Genomic DNA, 20,346 nt, shown 5'->3' on the forward strand with positions numbered 1-20,346 from the left:
TTATAAACTATTGTTTTTTGTAAATTCAACCACTTCACTTAATTTACCAAATGCCATAGAAACAACAGTGTCTGCAGCTCCGTAATAAATGGCTAATTTGTCTTCTTCAACATCATGTAAAGCAGCACAAGGGAATACTACATTTCCTACATCACCAACTTGCTCATACAATTCAGCAGGAGCTAATAAATAAGGTTGTGTTCTGTATTTTACTTTGTCTGGTTGATCTGTATCTAATATTGCAGCTCCCATAGAATAACGGAATCCATTACAAGTGTTAATAACCCCATGATATAACATCAACCAACCCTCATCTGTTAAAATAGGAATTGGACCCGCACCAATTTTGGTACATTGCCATGCACTATCTTCAAAAGGAGTAGGTTTCATCACCAATCTATGTTCTCCCCAGTACTTCATGTCTGGACTGTAGCTAATCCATATATCTCCAAAAGGAGTGTGGCCATTATCACTAGGTCTACTTAACATGGCATATTTTCCGTTTATTTTTTGAGGAAACAACACACCGTTTCTGTTGAATGGTAAATAAGCATTTTCACATTGAAAAAATTCTTTAAAATCAAAAGTATAACCAATACCAATGGTTGGACCATTGTATCCGTTACACCATGTAATCCAATATCTATCTTCTATAAATACCACACGAGGATCATACTTGTAGTCAGATTCAATCATATCGGTGTTTCCAGCCTGCATTACAATAGGTTCGTGGTTAATGTCCCAATTGATTCCGTCTTTACTAAAACCAGCAAAAATATTCATTTGTACTGCTTTGTTATCACATCTAAAAACCCCTGCAAATCCATCTCCAAAAGGAACTACAGCACTGTTAAAAATACTGTTTGATGAAGGAATTGCATATCTATCGATTATTGGATTGTTAGAATATCTCCAAACAACATCATTGCTGTTTTCTGGTTTTTCTTGCCAAGGAATATTTTTCATTGTATGTTTCTTTTATTAATTTATTTTGTTTTTGTTTATTTTTTTAGTCTTTTATTTTTCTTACACCGTCTAGCCAAGTGAACTTTAAAAATATGGTGGTAATTAAGAAAATGGCTAGAGAGATAAGTGTTTTTGGATAGTCTCTAATCAGTAGAAAAATTGGAAGAACAATCATACTTGACTGCCAAATAATTCCAACGGTACAGTTCATCATATCTTTTGCAAAATCTTTGTTTTTCTCAAAACTAGCATCTTCATTTTTTAATTGTGTATAAATTGGTTTCCACCAACCCCATGGTCTTACATTTGTATAAAATGATTTTAATACGTTGATATCTGTTGGTTTTGTTAAAAAAGTACCAACAATACAACCAATAATAGAGAATGTAAAAATGATAGGGAATAGGTAAATGGCTTGTAATTCTGTTAAATCATATAACAAAGTTCCTTCTGCAAAATTTCCTTTGTTTTGATCTAAAACAAATTGACAAGAAGCAACAACTAGTCCTGCTAACATTCCTCCAAAATATCCCCATCCGTTAAAACGCCACCATACCCATTTTAAAAAGTTTGCAGCTACATAACCACCAAACAATGCACTAGTAATCCAAAGGGTTAATGAGTTGATGGAGTTGGCAAAGAATCCCATAAAAACTCCTAAACCAACAACTAAAAATGATGCAATATGACTTACTTTGATATAATGTTCACTTGTTGCTTCAGGCTTAAAATATTTCTTATAAATATCGTTTACTATATAAGCTGGACCAGCATTTACAAAAGCTGAAAAAGTGGACATAAATGCGGCTAATAACCCAGCCAATAACAAACCTTTGATTCCGACAGGTACATGAAAATTGATAATAGTAGGTAATATTAACTCTAAATCATTTCCACTTAATAATGGATTGGCATTCATTTGTGGAGCCAATGTAACCAAGGCAATCACTACAATTCCACCAATTAATAAATATCTAGGAATGAATAAAATTAAGTTCGTAAAACCACTCATGTAAGCTGCTTCTTTTACTGATTTGGTAGAAAGAATTCTTTGTAAATCGTAACTAGGTGTAGGTCCTGCAACACTAGCAAAAAATCCTTTAAATAGAGACATTCCTACCAAGGCTCCAAACATTTTGTATCCTTCAGAATCTATCAAATTATTAAATGCACTGTATTTATCGCTCCAATGTGTATCTAATTCCCATCCAAAGAAAATGTTTTTCCATTCTTCTGAAATGATAGCATTTATTTGAACGTCTGTATAATAAATAAGGGTATAACCAGCTACCAATAAACCCGCAACTACCATAATTCCATATTGTAATACCTCGGTAGCAACTACAGAAAACATTCCTCCTTTAATGGTATAAATGGTTGTTAAAAGAATGATGATAAGTGCATAGGTTTGTTCTGATTTTAGAAAAGTACTATCTCCCATAAGAATGGTTAAATCCCATGGTAAAATAACCGTCATAAACTTCCCAATTCCTTCAAAAAAGTAAGCGATGAATCCGATGGCTGAAACAATGGCAAAAATGGCTACAATAATGTGCGATGCCCTTCCAGATCTATCGTTTCCAAAACGAGTTAAAATCCACTCAGAACCAGTCATCACTTTAGATCTTCTTATCCAAATGGCTAAAAACATCATTACAAAAATTTGATTCCAAATGGGCCAAAGCCACATAAACATAAAACTTTTTACACCGTACAAAAACAAAATTCCTACCATCCAAGTAGTTCCAGAAATATCAAACATTCCAGATCCATTACTTAGTCCTAAATAATACCATTTGATAGATTTTCCTCCTAGAAAATAACTATCTAATCCTTTTGAGGCTTTTTTAGAAATCCATATACCTACACCTACGGTTAATAGGATGTATGATATGATAATTGTTAAATCAATAATGTGCATGCTCAGTATAGTTTTATGTTGATTATTTCTTAGATTTTACTTGTTAACAGTTCCCCAATTTTTATTAGGTGTAGCTCCCATGACAAATTTTAAGGTTCCACCTTTCATGATTTGTTGATGAGAAATAGAAGTGTTGTTAAATGCTTGATTGTTTAGTGTTGCAGATTGGATGTAAATATTTTTATCTGAAACATTTTCTGCCTTAATAACAAAGGTTTTATTATTGGCAAGTTTGATGGTAGATTTTTCAAATATTGGACTTCCAATTTCGTAATCTCCAGAAGCAGGATTCATAGGGTATAAACCTATAGAACTAAAAACATACCAAGCAGACATTTGTCCACAATCTTCATTTCCACTTAATCCATTAGGAGTTGTGTTATATTGAGTATCTAAAATATGACGAACCCAATATTGTGTTCTCCATGGTTGATTGGCATGATTAAACATGTAAGCAATGTGGTGACTAGGTTCGTTTCCATGTGCATATTGACCAATCAATCCAGAAATATCAGCAGAAATATTATTACCAGTTATTTCAGAACTTTCGGTAAATAATTGTTCTAATCTTGTGGTGAAAATTTCATCACCACCATGTAATGAAATAAAGTTGTCTACATTATGAGGGACAAACCAACTGTGTTGCCAAGCATTTCCTTCGGTATAATCTGTCTGTTCTCTGTGATTAGAATGTTTAGGATCAAAAGGTTCGTTCCATGATTTTCCATCTTTAGATTTTCCTCTCATGAATCCTGTTTTAGCATCAAATAAGTACTCATAAGCTTTAGAACGATTTAAGAAAAATTCATAGTCTTCCATTTCTCCTAATTCTTTAGCCATTTGTGCCACACACCAATCATCATAAGCATATTCAAGCGTAATGGTTACAGATTCATCTAACAATTCATAAGGAATGTATCCGTACTCTTTATAATAATTTAAACCACGTTCGTCTTGCATCATGGTTGTTTTCATCGCTTCGTAAGCTTTTTCGATATCAAATCCTTTGATTCCATTTTTATAAGCATTTACAATAACTGGAATAGAATGATATCCTGTCATGGTATTGGTTTCATTGGCATACAATGTCCATACAGGTAAAATTTTATGGGTTTCATAATAGGCCAACATAGAGTTGATAATATCAGAGGTTTTATCTGGGGCTATAATAGACAATAAAGGATTTTCTGCTCTAAAAGTGTCCCAAAGAGATAAAGTAGAATAGGCTATATAATTATTAGCAGTTTCTATTGCATCATTTTCTTTTCTAAATTGACCATTTTGATCACTAAAAGTTACAGGAGCCAATTGTGTATGATACATAGCTGTGTAAAAAATAGTTTTAAGAGAATCTATTGGAGTTTCTACTTGTATATTAGACAAAGCGTTTTCCCAAATATTATTGGCGTTAGATTTTGTGTTGTCAAAATTTAAATCTGTATCTAAATTTTCTTTGGCATTGTTAATGCTTACTGATGATACGGCTACTTTTACCAACAATTCATCACTATCTTCTGTGTTAAAAAATAATTGTGATTTTGTTTTTTCAGCTTTTACAGTCGTTCCATCAACACTTTCTTGATTGGCTACTAAACTATAATGAGCTATTGGCTTAGAAAATTCTGCAACAAAAAATACTTTTTGATTTTTAGCCCATCCTTTACTAAAACGATAACCACTAATGGTATATTCATTTTCTATGTTGATTTGTGTATCTAAAGCAGTGTCCCAGTTGATAGCAAAACCTAAATCTAACACGACTGATTGCTCATCATTTTTAGTAAAAGTATATTTATGATAAGCGGTTCTTAGTGAAGATGTTAACTCAACGTTAATCTTAGGAGTTTCTAAAAAGACTTGATAATATCCAGGCTTAGAAGTCTCGTTGTTATGACTGTATGTAGATTTATAAGGAATAGAATCTCTGTTTTTGGTGTCAATAGTTAAGTCAACTTTTTTGTTGGAAGGCATCAATAAAATATCTGCCAAGTCTCCAATTCCAGTTCCACTTAAGTGTAAGTGACTAAAACCAACCATAATAGAATCTGTATAATGATAACCAGAACACCAATCCCAGCTAGAAATTCCATTGTCAGGACTTACTTGTAACATACCAAAAGGAACGGTTGCTCCTGGGTAAGTATGTCCGTGACCACCTGTTCCTATAAAAGGATTTACTTCATTTGTAAATGTTTGTTTATTAGTATTCTTACTAGTTGTGTTATTTTTGCAACTAGTTATAAAAACCAATAATAAAATAGATAATTTAAAGTTCTTCATAGTGGTTTAACATTATTTAAGTATAAATTTTCATTAATTTTACGTTTTATAAAAGTAATTTAGACGGATAACACGTTTACATCCCTAAACACCAAAAAACTCAATTTTTAATCTTTTTATCGAATGAATTCTGACGATATTAAAATATATAGAATATCTTGGTATTACCATGTTATATTCTGGGTCATCTATTTTTTATTTAACACCTTTCGTTGGGGAAGTTATTTTGATGATTATTTGTATTCATTAAAAACAAACTTATTGGGTTTTCCCATTCACATGGCCTTGTGTTACCTAAATATTTTTGTATTGATGCCTTTACTTATTTATAGAAAGAAATACTTTTTATATGTTATTTCTGTTTTATCAGCCATATTTATCATGGTAATGGTTAAGTTTAATTTAACCTATTTTTTAATAAGTCATAATGTTTGGCCGGAAGGCCCAAAACCTATTGACAGATTATCTCTTAACTACACGATAGATATGATGATAGGGGAGTTGTATGTTGTTGCATTTGTAGCTGCTATAAAAATAACTTTAGACTTTTTAAAAGAACACAGAAGAGTATCTGATTTAGAAAAAATACAATTACAAACAGAATTGTTGTTTTTAAAAAATCAGATTTCTCCACATTTCTTTTTTAACACATTAAACAATATTTATTCGATGGCAGTTGTGCAATCTAAAAATACTCCAAGAATAATTTTGAAGCTATCGGAGTTAATGCGTTATTTGTTATATGAAACAAGAGGAACTAGGCAAACATTAGAAAACGAAATTCTTTGTATTCAAAATTACTTAGATTTAGAAAGGGTTAGGCATAGTGAATCTTTAGAGGTTAAGGTGAAAGTTTCTGGTGATATTCAAGACAAAGAAATTGCCCCTATACTGTTGTTAACTTTTGTTGAAAACGCTTTTAAACACGGAGCAAATAAAAACATAGGAAAAGTAAAAATTAATATTAAATTTAAAATTGTTGAAGATTTTTTATACTTCTCAATTTCCAATCCATTACCAAGTGTTACAGAACATAAAGACAATTTAAAACAGTCAAGTGGAATTGGTTTAGAAAATGTTAAAAAAAGGCTAGAATTAGGATATCATAAAAAGGATTATAATTTAAAACTTAAGAGTAAAGAGAATAAATTTATTGTTAAGCTTAAAATTAAAGTCGGTTAAAGAAATTTTATAACAAAGAACTTTTTTTGTTTGATGGCAGAAAAGATATTATGGAAGTATATGAAAATAAAATGTTTAATTATTGATGATGAACCTCTAGCAATTAACATCATAGAGAACTATTTAGAAAAAATAGAAAACTTTGAAATTGTTAATACGTTTGGAAATGCAATAGATGGTTTAAACTTTTTAAAAAATAATTCAGTAGATGTTATTTTTTTAGATATCAACATGCCTGTTTTAGATGGAATAAATTTTATTAAAAGTTTAGAGGAACCTCCCTTACTAGTCATTACAAGTGCTTATGATGAATTTGCTATTGAAACATATGAATTAGATGTATTGGATTATTTGGTGAAACCTATTGAGTTTCCAAGGTTTATGAAATCTTTAAATAAGATAGAAAGAAGGTTAGATTCATCAACCAAACCTTCTGGGACAGAGAGTTCAAAAGAACGATCTTTTCTTTTTGTAAAGATTGATAAAAAGAAAATGAAAAAAATCTTTTTAGATGAAATATTGGTGATAGAAAGTTTAAAAGATTACTTAAAAATCAACACAACTTCAGGAAGATATATTGTACATAGTACTTTAACAGATTTTACTAATTTATTGCCTTCAAGAGATTTTATAAGAATACATCGATCTTATACTGTAGCCATTGATAAAATTGATGCAGTAGAAGGAAATAGCATAGAAATAGAAGGTTTAAGATATGTAATTGGTAGGTCTTATTTAGAGGAGGCCAAGCAAAAAATACTGAACTCTTCTATATAAACAAAAAGAAGGTTGCCACTCCTGACAACCTTCAAAAACTTAACTTAATAAAACTCAAACTAATACTAAACTAAAAGTATTAATATCTTAAAAATGATAGCGCTTAAATGCTTCAATTGCAGCATAATCTGCTAAGCCTAAATCATTGTATTTTTTTGCTGTTTCTCTATTTCTATCTTCAGCTCTTACCCAAAACTCTCTAGCATCATCTCCTTGAAACATGACTCCATCTTTTTGAGATTGATGATAAAAAATAGCATGACGTTTTTTTAATACTTGGTCTGGACTCATAGGTACCGCCATTTCAATTTGGTAGGTTTCCCATTCATGCCAAGCTCCACGATATAACCAAACCCAACAGTCGTTCATAAAACTTTTTGGTTTCAAGACTTTTAAAGCTTCAAACAAACTGTCTAAACATACTTTATGTGTCCCGTGTGGGTCTGCCAAATCTCCAGCGGCATAAATTTGATGTGGTTTTATATTTTCTATCAAATCACACATAATTTTAATATCAGCTTCTGATAAATTGTCTTTTTTTACCGTACCTGTTTCGTAAAAAGGAAGATTTAAAAAATGTACATTTTCATCGGGAACGCCCATGTATCTGGTTGCTCCTAATGATTCACTCCTTCTAATCCATCCTTTTAAGCGTCTAACTTCTACAGAGTCAATATCGTTTTTAGATTTGTTTTTTAAGAACTCTATAATGTTTTCTGATTCCGTTGAAGAAGCATTTAAAAAAGTAGAGACTTCTGCAAATTTTAAAGCTTCTTCGTTTGAAACGGCTATGTTTCCCGAAGTTTGATAAGCAACATGAACTTCATGACCTTGTTCCACCAAACGATTAAAAGTACCTCCCATAGAAATCACATCATCATCGGGGTGAGGACTAAAAATAATGACTCTTTTTTTGTCTGGGATAGCACGTTCTGGTCTATTTGTATCATCGGCATTGGGTTTTCCTCCAGGCCAACCAGTTATAGTGTGCTGTAATTTGTTAAACATTTCTATGTTTAAATCATAAGCGCTTCCCTCTTTTGCAATTAAAGGAGACATTCCGTGATCGTTATAATCTTTGTCAGTTAATTTTAAAAAAGGCTTTTGGGTCAATTCACATAACCAAATAACCGCTTTGGCTTTTAATTCTTCTGTCCAAATACATGATTTTACCAACCAAGGCGTTTGTACTCTTGTCAGTGCTGATGAAGCCTCACTATCTAAAACAAAACTTGTATTGTTATGTTCTTGCAAATAGGTAGCAGGAACATTTGAGGTGATTTCTCCTTCAATGGCCTTTTTAATTACTTTAGCTTTGCTAATTCCCCATCCTAAAAGCACAATTCTTTTGGCTCTTCTAATGGTGTCAATTCCCATGGTAATTGCTTTTCTAGGTACATTGTCTATTCCTAAAAAAGAAGAAGCGGCATCTCTACGAGTAACATGGTCTAAAGTAACGTGTCTTGTTCCAGAATTGATATGTGAACCAGGCTCATTAAATCCAATATGTCCTGTTCTTCCAATTCCTAAAAGTTGAAAATCAATTCCTCCATAAGATTTAATTTTCATATCATAATCAATACAATATTGTCTAATTTCTTCAAAGCAAACCGTTCCGTCGGGAATGTTAATATTTTCAGGAAGAATATCAATATGATTAAAAAGATGGTCATGCATAAAGTAATGATAACTTTGAATGTTGTTTTTATCCATAGGATAATATTCATCCAAATTAAAAGTCACTACGTTTTTAAAACTCAAACCTTCTTCCTTATGTAATCTAACAAGTTCTTCATAAACTTTAATAGGAGATGATCCTGTAGACAACCCAAGTACACATGGTTCGTTTATTTCTTCTTTACGTTCAATTAAATTTGCTATTTCTTTGGCAACAAGTATTGAAGCTTCCAAAGAGGATTCAAAAATAATATTGTGAATTTTCTCAAAACGAGTTTCTTCAAATTTTCCAGCTTCCTTATAATGTATTCCTTCTTTATTCATATTTTGGATTGCTAATTTTTTATACCAAAATTACTTACTATGTATCTTTTTTGTGATATAAATTCGACTAGTAACCATTTTAAAGCCCTAAAGGAGTGATGTTTAATTTATTTATCTTCTAATACACCAATTTCTCCAATAGCAACACTGTTTGAATTTCCGATAGATGCCTTGGCTACAAATTTCAAGTATCTGGCTTTACAGCTTTTAAAGGTTTTTATTTGTTCTATAGGGTTATTTTTGATGTTAGAAAACTCTCCTGCTGATTGTTTGATCCATTTTGTTTTGTTGATACTTGTATAAAATTCATATTTAGAAATTAAATACAAATTACTTCCTACCTGTTGAGGGAAATAAGTAAATCCGTTAATGGTTAATTGACTTCCCATGTCAATGATAATTTCTTGTGGAAGTTTATGTTCATCACTTCCTAATCCCCAAGTAGTTCTTGGGTTTCCATCAATAATTTTATCAGCAGTGTTTAAATCACCACTAGTAGCAGTAACAACCTTCCACTTTTCTTTTGATTTTCCATAGTTTGATGCTGTTACAGCACTAAAAATATTTTCTTGAGAATTAAAACTAATGGCTTTTATTTTTACAGCCTCATTGTATATAAATGGTTTTTTGTATAATAAACTATTGATTGTTGGGGTAGAACCATCTAGGGTGTAAAATATTTTATTTTTCTTGTTTGTAGTTAAAGTTACCAAGCCGTTTTTGTTACGCGCTATACTTGGTGAATGTACCAAGGTAGGGGCGTTGTAAGCTTTGATAGCTGAAATTACTAAACATCCTTTAGCATCGGTAATGTTAACTTTAATAGCATTTGCTTTGATACGAGGAAATCTAAGAATTCTTTTGTATCCAATAGTAGTTTCGTTAGCTATGGTTTTCCATACTCCATTGATATTGGCTTGCACATTAAAAGTTTTAACACGTTGACCTAGTTTTACATATTCTTGTAAAAGCAATCTGTTGATATCCGTAGGTTGATTAAATTCAAAAGTAATTGAGGCCGATTTAATACTGTCATTGGTAGCCCAATAATTATCTTTTTGATTGTTGATTACATTTTCTGCAGCATAAGTATCATCATTACCACGCACATCAGTAGCAGATACTTTACTGTTAACAAGTAATTCAGTTTTAAAATCAGCTTTAATAATCGCGGCTAATTCTTTTAATCGGGCTTCATCATGTTCATTTACAAGTCCTCTTTTGTCTATAGGAATGTTTAATAAAAGATTGGCATTTCTACCAATAGACTCATAATAAATGTCAACCATTTCTTCAATAGGTCTTACTTTGTCATCTTCTACTTCATGATAAAACCATCCAGGTCTTGTAGAAACATCAGCTTCTCCTGGCACCCATTTTTCACCATCAATATGTCCTTGCATAAATTCGGTATAATGAACTTTTCCAGCCAATTCATCTTTTTGGCGTAGTGGAGCCCAATTGGTTTTACCAGCTCTTCCTTCTTCATTCCCAATCCATCTTGCTTCTGATGGACCAACTCCCCAAGTAAGCGTATTAGGAGAAAGATCATATATCATTTTATAAGTCTCTTCCCAATTGTAATATTCTAAGGTGTTAATTTTTCTCATTTCATTGGCACCACCATAATACCCATCACCTCCATTAGCACCATCAAACCAAATTTCAAAAACATCTCCATAATTGGTTAATAGTTCTTTTAGCTGATTTCTAAAATAAGTGATATAACCTGGTTTTCCGTATTCTGGGTGATTTCTATCCCATGGAGAAAGATAGATTCCTAATTTTAATCCGTATTCTTTACAAGCTTCAGCCAACTCTTTAACCACATCTCCTTGACCATTTTTCCATGGAGAATTTTTAACGGAGCGTTCTGTATAAGCCGATGGCCATAAACAAAAACCATCGTGGTGTTTGGCGGTAATAATAATACCCTTCATTCCTGCTTCTTTTACAATTCTTGCCCATTGTCTGGTATCTAAAGCAGATGGGTTGAAAAGTTCAGGAGATTCATCACCATATCCCCATTCCTTATTAGTAAAGGTGTTTAATGAAAAATGGGTAAATGCATAAAACTGCATGTCGTGCCATTTTAACTGTTTCTCAGATGGAATAGGGGTAATTGCTGTTGGAGGAGCAACAGGAGTTTTACAACTACTAAAAAAAACTAAAGCACTAGCAATAAGAATAGAGGGAATAATATTTTTTATCATGATAAATGTTTTAGCAAGTAATACGCTAATATCAAAATTAATAAAGATAAATACTTACTATTTCGACTAATAACGGTTTTTAAAGTCTATTGGATGTTTTGGTTGTTGGTAAACACAATATTTAGGAATGAAAAAAAGTGCAATATTTTATACAAATGACTTTTATTTACTAGTTATTTTAATAGTTTGATATTTTTATATTATCACTTTTGTCAATATTGTAAAAAAAGTTTTTAATAGCTTAATTTGTATCCTTTAGATTGTTATTTTTATCCTTCGTCGAAAAAAGAGATATCATGTATTTTATAAAACTTAATTTCATGATTCATAAAAATTAAACTCAAAAAATAAATATGCAACAAAATACACCTGTAGTCCCTAAGAAGATGATAATTCCATTTGTTTTAGTAACCTCTTTGTTTGCTTTATGGGGATTTGCCAATGCAGTTACCGATCCGATGGTTCAAGCTTTTAAAAAAGTATTAGAGTTATCTAATTCTCAAGCCGCTTGGGTACAGATGGCTTTTTATGGAGGTTATTTTTGTATGGCTCTACCTGCAGCGATGTTTATGAGGAAATATTCTTATAAAGTTGGAATTTTAATTGGTTTAGGATTGTATGCTGTGGGAGCATTGTTATTTTATCCTGCTGCGATTACAGAACAGTTTTGGTTCTTTTGTTTGGGATTATATATATTGACTTTTGGTTTGGCATTTTTAGAAACGGCAGCTAATCCTTATGCATTGGCCATGGGGGCAAAAGAAACAGCTACTTTACGTTTAAATTTAGCTCAAGCATTTAATCCAGTTGGGTTGATAGCAGGTTTGTTTGTAGCGCAACAATTTGTGTTGAAGAACTTAAAAAGTGATGATATTGATAATTTTAGCGCTTTGGATGAAGCTTCTAAAATATTAATCAAAACCTCAGATTTGTTAGTGATTAGAAATCCATATGTAATTTTAGGATTGGTAATTATTGGTGTTTTTGTATTGTTTGTGGTTAGTAAAATGCCACAATCTAAAGAAGAAGGAGGAATGCCAAGTATTGGAGATACATTTGCCTCTTTGGCTCAAAACAAAAAATATGTTTTAGGAGTGTTGGCTCAAATTTTATATGTGGGTGCTCAAATTATGAGCTGGACGTATATTTATCAATATGCTGAAGGTATTGGAGTTGATAGTGTAACGGCAGGTTATTATCAAATGGTTGCTTTTGTGCTTTTTACGTTAGGTAGAGCTGTGGGGACTTACATGTTGCGTTTTATTAGCTCAGGAAAATTACTCATGATTTTTGCTATTCTTGCTATGGGAGCTGTTGTGGGAACTATGTTTATGAATGATGTATACGGATTGTACTGTTTGGTGATGATTTCGTTCTTTATGTCGCTGATGTTTCCAACGATTTATGGAATTGCTTTAGGTGATTTAACTGAAGAAGAATCTAAAGTAGGTTCCGCTGGATTGATCATGGCGATTGTAGGAGGAGCTTTGATGCCAAAATTACAAGGGATGATTATTGACCTAGGAGGAAATGGAGTAGCAGATACCAAAATAATAGGAGTCTCTGAAGTAAGGTTCTCTTTTATATTACCACTATTATGTTTTGTTTACATTACTTGGTATGGATTAAGAGTGAATAAAAAATATGAACTTGCTGATTGATAAACAGAAGTTTTAAACTGTTATATAGTTTATTTAAAAACCTATTGCGTTTGCGTGATAGGTTTTTTTATGATTAATAATTTTAATAAAAAAAGCAGAAGGGTATTAAAACGAAAAGCCTATCAAATAAATGATAGGCTTTTGTTAAACTTTATAGTAAAGGAATCAAATTAGATAACTTGTACGTTTACTGCGTTTAATCCTTTACGTCCTTCTTCAACATCAAAAGAAACTTTGTCACCCTCAGCGATTTCATCTGTTAAACCGTTAATGTGAACAAACACATCTCTTCCTCCATCGTCTGGAGTAATAAATCCAAATCCTTTTGAATCGTTGAAAAACTTTACTGTACCGTTACTCATAATAATAAATTGTATATTTTAAAGCCGCAAGGTAGTCTATTTAAGCGATTAAATACTATAAACTTACTTTTATTTTAAAATATAATTATTTGGTTATCAATAGTTTATTAAGAAAGTCTTGATTTATAATCCTCGTAACTAAACTTACGTAGTGTTTTTAAGGTGTTATCTAAGGTCCAAATACAAAGGTCAGGATGTTTTACGCCATTAAACATAGTTGTTTTTACCATGGTGTAATGAATCATATCTTTAAAAATAATAGTATCTCCTATATGTAATTCATTTTCAAAGGCATAATTTTCCATAAAATCACCTGCCAAACAGCTAGTTCCCCCTAATCGATATACATTTTTGCTGTTTTCATCAGGATCTGAAGCTCCTACAATTTTAGGTCTATAAGGCATTTCTAAGGTATCAGGCATATGTGCTGTAAAAGATACATCTAACATAGCTGTTTTTACCCCACGACTTTCTACAATATCTAATACTGTAGAAGTTAAGACTCCTGTTTCCCATGCAAAAGCGCTTCCTGGTTCTAATAAAATATGAATGTTGTACTTTTCTTTAAAAGCTTTTAACAGGTTGATTAAATGTTTGGTATCATATCCTTTACGAGTCATTAAATGACCACCTCCCATATTAATCCACTTAATTTGATGTAAATATTCACCAAATCTTTTTTCTAATGCGATTAATGTTCTCCCTAAACTATACGAATCCGATTCACATAACACGTGAAAATGCAAACCTTCTACACCTTCAGGTAAAGTTTCTGGCATGAAATCCTTTAAGACACCTAATCTTGATTTAGGAGAACTAGGATTGTATAAATCGATTTCTACATCACTTTGCTCAGGATTAATTCTAATTCCACAAGAAATTTTATGACCTGCTGTTAAAGTTTGAGGATAATATTTGTTGAATTGAGCTACGGAGTTGAACACAATATGAGAACTATAGCTCATTAATTCCTCAAATTCATCAGGAACATAAGCAGCAGCATAGGTATGTGCTTTGGTTTTCATTTCTTCAAAACACAAACGAGCCTCATATAAAGAGCTAGCTGTTGCTCCTTTTATATATTCGCGAACAATAGGGAAAGCTCCCCACATGGCAAAACCTTTAAAAGCCAGAATAATTTCTATACCTGCTTGGTCTTGCACATTTTTAATTAAACTTAAATTGTCTCTTAACAATTTTTCTTCTAGCACAAATGCAGTAGAGGGTATTTTGCTGTAATCCATGATGGAGAATTAAAAAGGTAGTAAGCAATTCTTAAAAAGAAATACCTACTACCTATATTTTGTAAACAGGCTACTTAGTTAAACAACCAAGTTTTGTTTAGTTGTATTAATATTTCATTTCCAAATCACCATTGATCTCTTCTTGCCAAGGCAAACCGTATTGACCAATTAGTTCCATAAAAGGATCTGGGTTGAATTCTTCAACGTTGTAAACTCCAGGTTTTTTCCATTTTCCTGTTAAGAACATCATTGCTCCTAACATGGCAGGTACTCCTGTAGTGTATGATACTCCTTGAGACGATACATCATCAAAAGCATCTTGGTGTTTACAGTTGTTCCAAACGTAATACGTTTTTTCTTTACCGTCTTTAATTCCTTTAATTCTACATCCAATAGAAGTCTCTCCTGTATAACCATCAGCCAATTCTTCTGGTTTAGGTAAGGTTTCTTTTAAAAACTGTAATGGAACAATTTCTACTCCTTTGTACATAATAGGCTCAATACTAGCCATACCGATGTTTTGAATGACACGTAAATGTGTTAAATATTCATCACCAAAAGTCATCCAGAAACGAGCACGTTTTAAGGTTGGAAAGTTTTTAACCAATGATTCTAATTCCTCATGATAAATAACATAAGAATTTTTAGGACCAATGTTTGGATAATTTAAGGCTTGCTTAATTTCGTGTGGTTCCGTTTCTACCCATTGACCATTTTCCCAGTAACGTCCTTTTTGAATCACTTCACGGATGTTGATTTCTGGGTTAAAGTTGGTGGCAAAAGCTTTACCATGATCACCTGCGTTACAATCTACTATATCTAAATAGTGAATTTCATCAAAGTGATGTTTGGCAGCATAAGCAGTATAAATACTAGTTACACCAGGATCAAAACCACAACCTAAAATAGCTGTCAATCCTTTTTCTTTAAATTTATCTTGATAAGCCCATTGCCAGCTATATTCAAATTTAGCTTCGTCTTTAGGCTCATAGTTAGCAGTATCTAAATAGTTTACACCTGTTTCTAAACAAGCATCCATAATAGTTAAATCCTGATATGGCAATGCAACGTTAATTACCAATTCTGGTTTAAACTCATTAAATAAAGCAACCAATTCTGGTACGCTATCAGCATCCACTTGTGCAGTTTGAATATTTCTATCCTTAATTAAAGCAGCAATCGCATCACACTTAGATTTTGTTCTGCTTGCTAACATAATTTCAGAAAAAACTTCGGGAGAAGCAGCACACTTTTGTGCAACAACGCTACCAACTCCACCAGCACCAATGATTAAAACTCTAGACATTTTTAATGTTGTTAAATGATTTATAAATTTCGGCAAATGTAATTTTTTTTTCAAACTACGCTTAAAAATAGTCGTTTTTTTTGACGAAAAAAAACTTATCTAGAGGATTGATATTCAATCACTAATTACTTCAGTTGAATAGATAGTTTTTTATTCCCTTTTTCATAGGTGTAGACGGTATAATTACATACATAAAAAGCAATGTATTTAGCAATAAAAACACCAAATAATAAAGGAATAAAAAGAGCAAAACCATTGTTTACAATATTGCATGTTAAGAACAATGCTGTTAAAGGAGCATGTATGGCAGCGCTTAACATAGTAGCAGCTCCAATCAATGCAAAATTTAAGACAATTAACTCTGTATTAAAAAAGTGGTTGCAAAACAATGCGATAAATATTCCTAAAATAGCTCCTGTTACAATACTTGGTGCAAAAACACCACCATCGCCACCAGCACCTAAAGTTAATGAAGCAACCAATGGTTTTAAAAAAACAATCAATATAATTGATAACATAAAACCAATAGAAATGGTTTTGTAATCTGTAGTTGATAATAATTCGGGAATGGCATGGTAACTATCTCCATACAAAGCAGGGAAAATAAAAATAGCAGTACCTACCAATAATGCTCCTGTATTTACACGTATAAAGTTGTTTTTTATTTTGGCAAAGGCAGATTTGATGAAAATAACACTTTTGGTAAAAAACACGGCAAATAAACCCGCTAAAATACTCAATAAAATCATGTAGGGAATGGCTTGGTAATTCCATTTAAAAACCTCAAAATCAAATAACTTATTATTGTCAAAAAAATAAATAAACGTTTGAGCGATGCTAATAGAAATAGCACAACTTAAAAAGATGGTTTTGGTTACTTTTCGTGAAATGACTTCTATGGCAAATAAAAGTCCGGCAATGGGACTCCCAAACAATGTGGTAACTCCTGCAGCAACTCCTGCACAAATTAATTCGGTTTTATAAGCGTTGGCAACTTTATCTTTTTTGTAAACAGAACTCCCTATGGCTGCTGTGGCTACTACAGTAGAAACCTCTACACCTGTAGATCCTCCAAAAACGACGGTTAAAAATCCATTAATATAATGTGATGGAATTTTATAAAAAGGAAGCTCGTCTTTTCGGTTTTCAAGCGTATTAAAAATCTCTTTGATTCCTTTATTTTGTTTTCCCTTGAATAGATATTTTCTTGTAAAGTAAATGATGGTAATTCCTACAGAGGGAAGGAAGAAGTACAACATAGGTAAATGGTGTACCTTTTCTAATAGTGATTCTTCAAAAAAAGCAGTACTATTTTTTAAAGAGAAGCCTAATAGTGTTGCTAAAATTCCTATCCATATCGTACTTAATATTAGATTAAAATATCCTTTTCTGATGATTTCTTTTCTCATGATAAAGATGATTCTTTTAAGGATGCAAAGGTATGAGATTTAAAAATGTTTAGGTTGTCTTAAAGATAGTTTAGGACAAATGTTCATTGAATTTTTTTAATGTTTACATTTTTTACTAATGTAAAAAGGGGGTGGAATAGATAATTATTTTTCCAACAAAATTCCTATCTATGTATCCTATGGTTATTTAACCAACGTTGATAAGCAGCTGCATTTCTGTTATGCTGACTTAAATTCTTAGCAAAATTATGAGTTCCTAATTTTTCAGGACTTGCGCAAAAATAATAATAAGAATGTCTTTCTGCGTTTAAAACAGCATCAATAGCATCAATATCTGGCATGGCAATAGCTGACGGAGGAATACTTCTGTTATTGTAAGTGTTGTAAGGAGAAATAATATCTAAATCTTTTTTCAAGACTCTTTTGATCACGGTATCTCTTCCGTATTTTTCTTTTAATGCATATATAATAGTTGGGTCTGCTTGTAAAGGCATTCCAACTCTAACTCTATTTAAATAAACGCCCGCTACTTTTGATCTTTCAGGTTTGTATGAAGTTTCTTTATGAACAATAGAAGCTAAAGAAATAATTTCGTTTTGACTTAGGTTTAATTGTTTAGCTTTGGCAATTCTATTTGCATTCCAAAACCTTTTGTAAGCTTGTAATAACTTATCTCTTAGTAGGTTTGGGCTTATGGTCCAATAACAATCATAAGTATAAGGCATACACATGTTTAGAACTGTTTTGTGCGTAAATCCCTCTTGTTTTAAAAAATCAATATCTGTTAAACTATTTAAAATACTGATTGAATCTGCCTCAACTTGTTGAGCCAACCTTCCTGCTAAATCTTCAATGTAATTTTGATTGTTAAAAGTAACTTTGATAGGAGTTTGCTTTCCGATTCGCAATAAATTGATGATGCCATTAGCACTCATACCTTCTTTTAGAACATACATTCCAGGTTTAATGTGTTTGTAGTTTTTTAAAGAAGCTACTGTTTTAATATCGCTAATATCATTGCAAATAGTATCTAAAGTAATAAGAACCTGTGTTAATGAATCTGTTGATTTTATGTAGATTTTAGTGTCTTTTTTTATTTGTGCACCATAAATAATACTATAGAAATAAATTCCTATAACGGTAATTGCTAGGCTAAATATTCCTAGGCTATAATATGTTTTTTTCATGTAAAATTGAAGGGTGAATTAACTGATAAAAAGCGACATCTTTAAAATCTCCATCACTAAAAATCCAGTCTTTACGAATACCAACCAATTGGTATCCTAATTTTTCAAATAATTGAATGCTTTTTTTGTTGTCTGTTGTAATGTTTGCGTACAACTGTCTAAGGTTTAAAAAAGAAAATGCGTATTTATTTAAGAGTTTTATAGCTTCAGTAGCATAGCCTTTTTGTTGATGATTTTGATCAATTAAAACCCCAACCCCTGCTCTTAAGTGCTGTGGACTAAAATCGAATAAATCAATCATTCCTACAATTTGATGTTTTTTATCTTCAATAGCAAAACGCAATTGCTTGGCTTCATAAATATCTAAATGAGCATTTTCTAAATATTGCTTTAGTATATAACGAGAATACGGTGTTTGAGTATTGCTTACTTCCCAATAAGCTTCATTATTTTCTATGTTGTATAGAAATTCTAAATCTGTTGGCTCAAGAGCACGTAATCTGATGTTTTTACCTGTTAGCTTTCCCATGATATTTGATATTTCCGTTGAATACAAATGTAGCTGGTCCTTTTAGGAACACATTTTTGTAGCCATTTTCAGTAGGTTCAAAAGAGACTTCTAGTTCACCACCTTCAACTTTTAAAGGAATTTTGGTACTAGTAGTTTGTTTTTGTTCGTACATAGCAATGGCTACCGCTGTTACTCCAGTACCACAGGCAAGTGTCTCATCTTCAACGCCTCGCTCGTAGGTTCTTACTCTAAATTTATCATTATTTAATGACTCTACAAAATTTACATTGGTTCCTTCTTCAAAATAAGGAGCTCCATATCTAATTTTTGCACCATTTGTTTTTACATCATATCCCCCAATATTATGAACTATTTGTACATGATGAGGAGATCCTGTGTTTAAAAAGCAGTGATTGTCATAAACTTCAACTTTGTTCACATCAATCATTTGTAAATTGGTAATTCCGTTTTCGTAGCTAGCATAATGCAAACCATCAATGGCATCAAAAGTCGTTTCTTTTTTAAAAACACCAAGTTTGTGAGCAAAAGCCACCAAACAACGTCCACCATTACCACACATAGTACTTTCAGATCCATCGGCGTTATAATATACCATGGTAAAGTCGTATTGATCAGAAGGATTTAACAACATCAGTCCATCAGCTCCAACTCCAAAACGTCTGTTACATAAAAAGTGAACCAAGTCAGTGTTTTCTCTAGGGAAACTAAGATCTCTATTGTCAATAATAACAAAATCATTTCCTGTTCCTTGGTATTTATAAAAAGTAATATCCATTTCTAAAATTTTAATCACACAAAAATACAAAGAAAAAAAGGAGGGCACATAAAACTCAGAATAGATTGAACAGATTTTTGTGTTTCGTTTAAATAGGTTGTATTTTTAAAAGAAAAAAAGATGAAACAAATAGTTCAATTATTAGTGAATGCTTTAGCTGTAGTATTAATTGCAAATTTATTGCCAGGTGTTGCGGTAGCAAGTTTGGGAACGGCTGTGTGGGTGGCGTTAATTTTAAGTATTTTAAACTTATTGGTAAAGCCAATTTTAATTGTATTGACTTTGCCGATAACAGTATTGACTTTAGGATTGTTTCTGTTAATTATCAATGCGATTATTATTAGTATGGCTGATGCTTTAATTTCAGGTTTTACAGTCAATGGAATTGGAATAGCTATTTTATTTAGTTTGCTGTTATCTATTTTGGAATCAGTGTTGTCTGCTGTATTTGGACTGAAAGATTGACAGTGTAAAAAGATAGTAATATTCTATTGGCATAGTTTTTGGAATTTTGATTAATGTATCATAAA

The 20,346-nt window shown here is 31.8% G+C and carries 16 protein-coding genes; 4 read left to right on the plus strand and 12 right to left on the minus strand.

Going from position 1 to position 20,346, the window contains the following annotated elements:
- Genes QVZ41_RS07420 through QVZ41_RS07430 form a run of 3 tightly spaced genes read right to left on the minus strand, consistent with a single transcriptional unit; the run spans position 1 to position 5,167 of the window.
- Complete coding sequence (locus tag QVZ41_RS07420) at positions 1-966, minus strand: glycoside hydrolase family 130 protein (RefSeq protein WP_302883929.1); 966 nt, start codon at positions 964-966, stop codon at positions 1-3.
- Between the two features lie 43 nt (positions 967-1,009).
- A complete protein-coding gene (locus QVZ41_RS07425; RefSeq protein WP_302883930.1) occupies positions 1,010-2,887 on the minus strand; it encodes a sodium:solute symporter family protein in 1,878 nt (625 codons plus the stop codon).
- A 36-nt stretch (positions 2,888-2,923) separates the two neighbouring features.
- A complete protein-coding gene (locus QVZ41_RS07430; RefSeq protein ID WP_302883931.1) occupies positions 2,924-5,167 on the minus strand; it encodes a GH92 family glycosyl hydrolase in 2,244 nt (747 codons plus the stop codon).
- 123 nt (positions 5,168-5,290) lie between these two features.
- On the opposite strand from QVZ41_RS07430, the gene QVZ41_RS07435 reads away from it, so the two are divergent.
- Together QVZ41_RS07435 and QVZ41_RS07440 are read left to right on the plus strand one after the other, a co-directional pair.
- Positions 5,291-6,349, plus strand: a complete 1,059-nt coding sequence (locus QVZ41_RS07435; RefSeq protein ID WP_302883932.1) for a sensor histidine kinase — start codon at positions 5,291-5,293, stop codon at positions 6,347-6,349.
- Between the two features lie 60 nt (positions 6,350-6,409).
- Positions 6,410-7,126 (plus strand): LytR/AlgR family response regulator transcription factor, encoded by a 717-nt coding sequence (locus QVZ41_RS07440; protein WP_302884186.1) that lies wholly within the window; start codon positions 6,410-6,412, stop codon positions 7,124-7,126.
- A gap of 87 nt (positions 7,127-7,213) precedes the next feature.
- On the opposite strand, the gene nagB is transcribed toward QVZ41_RS07440, so the two are convergent.
- Both nagB and QVZ41_RS07450 read right to left on the minus strand, forming a co-directional pair.
- Positions 7,214-9,127, minus strand: a complete 1,914-nt coding sequence (gene nagB / locus QVZ41_RS07445) for a glucosamine-6-phosphate deaminase (protein ID WP_302883933.1) — start codon at positions 9,125-9,127, stop codon at positions 7,214-7,216.
- Positions 9,128-9,234: 107 nt separating this feature from the next.
- Positions 9,235-11,340 carry an alpha-L-fucosidase gene (locus QVZ41_RS07450; protein ID WP_302883934.1) on the minus strand — a complete coding sequence of 702 codons (2,106 nt, stop codon included), beginning with the start codon at positions 11,338-11,340 and terminating at the stop codon, positions 9,235-9,237.
- 353 nt (positions 11,341-11,693) lie between these two features.
- On the opposite strand from QVZ41_RS07450, the gene fucP reads away from it, so the two are divergent.
- A complete protein-coding gene (fucP, locus tag QVZ41_RS07455; RefSeq protein ID WP_302883935.1) occupies positions 11,694-13,001 on the plus strand; it encodes an L-fucose:H+ symporter permease in 1,308 nt (435 codons plus the stop codon).
- 170 nt (positions 13,002-13,171) lie between these two features.
- Here fucP and QVZ41_RS07460 read toward each other — a convergent pair whose 3' ends face one another.
- From QVZ41_RS07460 to dapF, 7 genes are all read right to left on the minus strand, one after another.
- Positions 13,172-13,363: a cold-shock protein gene (locus QVZ41_RS07460; protein ID WP_068826343.1), complete on the minus strand. Its 192-nt coding sequence runs from the start codon at positions 13,361-13,363 to the stop codon at positions 13,172-13,174.
- 107 nt (positions 13,364-13,470) lie between these two features.
- Positions 13,471-14,607, minus strand: a complete 1,137-nt coding sequence (nspC, locus tag QVZ41_RS07465; protein WP_302883936.1) for a carboxynorspermidine decarboxylase — start codon at positions 14,605-14,607, stop codon at positions 13,471-13,473.
- A gap of 106 nt (positions 14,608-14,713) precedes the next feature.
- Complete coding sequence (locus QVZ41_RS07470) at positions 14,714-15,913, minus strand: saccharopine dehydrogenase family protein (protein WP_302883937.1); 1,200 nt, start codon at positions 15,911-15,913, stop codon at positions 14,714-14,716.
- A gap of 125 nt (positions 15,914-16,038) precedes the next feature.
- Entirely contained in the window at positions 16,039-17,322 is a 1,284-nt protein-coding gene (locus QVZ41_RS07475) for a chloride channel protein (RefSeq protein WP_302883938.1), read from the minus strand.
- Between the two features lie 164 nt (positions 17,323-17,486).
- Positions 17,487-18,509, minus strand: coding sequence for an endolytic transglycosylase MltG (gene mltG / locus QVZ41_RS07480; RefSeq protein WP_302883939.1), 1,023 nt, complete (start codon positions 18,507-18,509; stop codon positions 17,487-17,489).
- Positions 18,490-19,038, minus strand: a complete 549-nt coding sequence (locus QVZ41_RS07485) for a GNAT family N-acetyltransferase (RefSeq protein WP_302883940.1) — start codon at positions 19,036-19,038, stop codon at positions 18,490-18,492. Before QVZ41_RS07485 ends, mltG begins: the two co-directional genes overlap by 20 nt.
- Entirely contained in the window at positions 19,019-19,816 is a 798-nt protein-coding gene (gene dapF, locus QVZ41_RS07490; RefSeq protein ID WP_302883941.1) for a diaminopimelate epimerase, read from the minus strand. Before dapF ends, QVZ41_RS07485 begins: the two co-directional genes overlap by 20 nt.
- Before the next feature lie 120 nt (positions 19,817-19,936).
- Between dapF and QVZ41_RS07495 the strand changes: the two genes are divergently transcribed.
- Positions 19,937-20,281, plus strand: a complete 345-nt coding sequence (locus QVZ41_RS07495; protein ID WP_302883942.1) for a phage holin family protein — start codon at positions 19,937-19,939, stop codon at positions 20,279-20,281.
- The last annotated feature ends 65 nt before the right edge of the window (positions 20,282-20,346 follow it).

Origin of the sequence: Wenyingzhuangia gilva (genome assembly GCF_030519655.1) — a bacterium.
GTDB lineage: Bacteria > Bacteroidota > Bacteroidia > Flavobacteriales > Flavobacteriaceae > Wenyingzhuangia > Wenyingzhuangia gilva.